Genomic DNA, 2,859 nt, shown 5'->3' with positions numbered 1-2,859 from the left:
CGCAGACGGTGCGGTCATCGACGCAGACGGCAACATCTGGAACGCCCAGTGGAACGGCTGGCGCATCGCGTGCTACGCCCCCGACGGCACTTTCCTGCGCGAGGTCCCAATTAACGCCGCCCACACCTCCTGCCCCGCCTTCGGTGGCCCCGATCTGACAACGCTCTTCTGCACAACAGCGGCGGGCCGCGTGTCAGACGCCGACCGAGCCAAGTCAAACGACCACGGCAAACTCTTCGTGCAGGAAAACGTCACCAAGGGCCAAGCCGAACACCGCGTCCTTCTAAGCTAATCCGTACCTCTTTGGGTCCCAAAAATCCTCGCAGGGGCCCGAAGGGCGGGGCCAGACAGCCCCCCTCCCGCAACCCCAACCAAACGATGGCCCCGACATGACCCCAGAACTCGGCGTCTGCTACTACCCTGAACACTGGCCCGAAGATGTCTGGGCAAGCGATGCCGCGCGCATGGTCGAAACCGGCCTCACGTGGGTGCGCATCGGTGAATTCGCTTGGTCGCGCCTCGAACCCAAACCGGGACAACTGGACTTCGCATGGCTGGACCGCGCCATCGACACACTTGGGGATGCGGGCCTCAAGGTCATCCTCGGCACACCCACCGCCACCCCGCCCCGCTGGATGGTCAAACGCCACCCCGATATGTTGGGCGTCGGTGAAAACGGCCAAGCCCGCAAATTCGGCTCGCGGCGCCACTACTGCTTCAGCCACGAAGGCTACCGCGAAGAATGCCGCCACTTCGTGCGCCGCCTTGGTGAACGCTACGGTCGCCACGAACACATCCAAGCCTGGCAAATCGACAACGAATACGCTTGCCACGAAACCACCTTGAGCTACTCAACCGCTGCCCTCTCAGGCTTTCGAAACTGGCTCGCCCAGAAATACCAAAGTGCCGACGCCCTAAACCGCGCATGGGGCAATGTATTCTGGTCGATGGAATACGAGACCTTCGACCAGATTGACCTGCCAAATCAGACAACCACAGAAGCAAACCCGGCCCATGTTCTTGATTTCAAACGTTACTCATCCGATCAAGTCGTCGCCTTCAACAAAGTCCAGACGGACGCTCTCCGCCCCCTGACCGACCGCCCTCTCATCCACAACTATATGGGCCGTGAGCTGTCATTCGACCATTTCAAAGTCGGCGAAGACCTCGATATAGCAAGCTGGGACAGCTACCCCATTGGCTTCCTCTCCGATCGGCTCGAAGCCGACGAAGGCGACAAAGCAACTTACCTCCGCCAAGGTGATCCCGACAACCAAGCCCTACACCACGATCTTTACCGGGCGGTGGGACGCGGGCGGTGGTGGGTCATGGAACAACAGCCCGGTCCGGTGAACTGGGCTCCCTGGAACCCAGCCCCCCTGCCCGGAATGGCCCGCCTCTGGGCCTGGGAAGCCATCGCTCACGGCGCCGAAACCGTCTGCTATTTCCGCTGGCGGCAGGCTCCGTTTGCACAGGAACAAAACCACGCCGGCCTCCTGCGCCCCGACAGCGCCGCAGCCCCCGCTTTGGCCGAAGTTGCACAAGTCGCCGAGGAAATTGCCGCCTTTGGCCCAATCGTCCCCGCGCAGGGTCACGTCGCATTCCTTTTTGACTACGAGGCGGACTGGGTCCTTGGCACCCAGCCCCAAGGTGCCGATTTCAGCTATTTCCGCCTTGTCCTGGATACCTACCGCGCGCTGCGCCGCGCAGGCCTGTCGATTGACGTCCTGCCCACCGATGCCCCGCTTGACGGCTACAAACTTGTTATGGCGCCCGGTCTTGCGATTATGGACGACGCCTTGAAAATCCGTCTCGCCGCGCATGAAGGTCACGTGGTCGTCGGCCCGCGCTCGGGTGCGAAAGACACGAACGGCGCGATCCCGGTCCCGCTGCCACCCGCGCTGCCCGGCCTCGATGCCACAATAGTCTTTGTCGAAAGCCTTCCCCCCGGCTCGTCCAACTTGCTCGAGGGTGGCGGCAGCTTCGTGCATTGGTCCGAACGGATCGAAGGCACCGCAAGCGTCACGATCAAAACCAAACACGACCACCCTGCCCTCGTGACGTCGGGCACTCTGCACTACCTTGCCGGCTGGCCGGACAGGACTGCATGGGATCACATCCTTACCACTCTCGCCCCTGCCGCAGGCCTGTTTCTGGAGACCCTGCCGCAAGGCCTTCGTGTGCGTGATACCGCGACCCATCGGTTCGCGTTCAACTATGCCGCAACCCCCGTCCATTGGCGCGGAAACGTCATTCCTCCAGCCGGAGTACATTGGGTCGAAATTTAGTTTGGCGCTAAACTAAGTGAGAGATCAGTCCGCACGCTCAGGCTTGGGGGCTGTAAACTGGCAGTCTCCAACGGGCGCGCATTTGGCCACGTCTTGCGGAATGACATACTGTCCGCACAAAACACATTGGACCCAAAGTGCTTCAAATTCCGCGACAGGTGCCGCCTGATTGGTAGCAAGGCTGGGTTCGGTTGCAATCGCGTCTTGTGTGAACAAAATGACCGCACGCTTCAAATCCAACCCAAGGGCCGCTGCAACCTCGTCGGCAGACGGATAATCGCCCGCCTTTATCCTGTCGATCACCGGCAATCCAACGGTATGACTACGCCATAGCTCTTCCCCCATCGCCCCGATCCGCCATGCCGCATCAGGGTTCGTCGCAAGGTGAATATGCGCGAGTTTCGTGAGGGCCTGACGCGAGGAATCGCCCAATGCGCCGCCTTCCGTTCTGGCGCCGCCTTTTCTATGCATGACCGGTATGTTTGACTGCGTGGCTGCAATGAACGCTGTAGCGCGGCAAACGCCTCGAACCGCTCGCCGTAAACCACCAGAACGTCAGGTTTCAATGCGT

General features: G+C 61.1%; 3 protein-coding genes. 2 read left to right on the top strand and 1 reads right to left on the bottom strand.

The window, feature by feature from the left end; translation table 11 throughout:
• A partial coding sequence (locus tag Q1B15_RS19605) for an SMP-30/gluconolactonase/LRE family protein (RefSeq protein WP_299757041.1) occupies nucleotides 1-292 on the top strand: 292 nt, incomplete at its 5' end.
• Between the two features lie 97 nt (nucleotides 293-389).
• A complete protein-coding gene (locus tag Q1B15_RS19600; RefSeq protein ID WP_299757038.1) occupies nucleotides 390-2,288 on the top strand; it encodes a beta-galactosidase in 1,899 nt (632 codons plus the stop codon).
• A gap of 24 nt (nucleotides 2,289-2,312) precedes the next feature.
• Here the strand turns inward: Q1B15_RS19600 and Q1B15_RS19595 are convergent, their stop codons facing one another.
• Nucleotides 2,313-2,789 carry a UDP-N-acetylglucosamine 2-epimerase gene (locus Q1B15_RS19595; RefSeq protein WP_299757044.1) on the bottom strand — a complete coding sequence of 159 codons (477 nt, stop codon included), beginning with the start codon at nucleotides 2,787-2,789 and terminating at the stop codon, nucleotides 2,313-2,315.
• Nucleotides 2,790-2,859: the final 70 nt, after the last annotated feature.

Source organism: uncultured Boseongicola sp., assembly GCF_937988555.1.
Classification (GTDB): Bacteria; Pseudomonadota; Alphaproteobacteria; order Rhodobacterales; family Rhodobacteraceae; genus Boseongicola.
Note: the sequence above shows the minus strand (reverse complement) of the source record. Positions and strands in the feature narration are given on the sequence as shown.

What these genes read in the sequence shown, in the direction of transcription:
- Q1B15_RS19600 (WP_299757038.1), top strand. Translation starts at nt 390, where the DNA reads ATGACCCCAGAACTCGGCGTCTGCTACTACCCTGAACACTGGCCCGAA.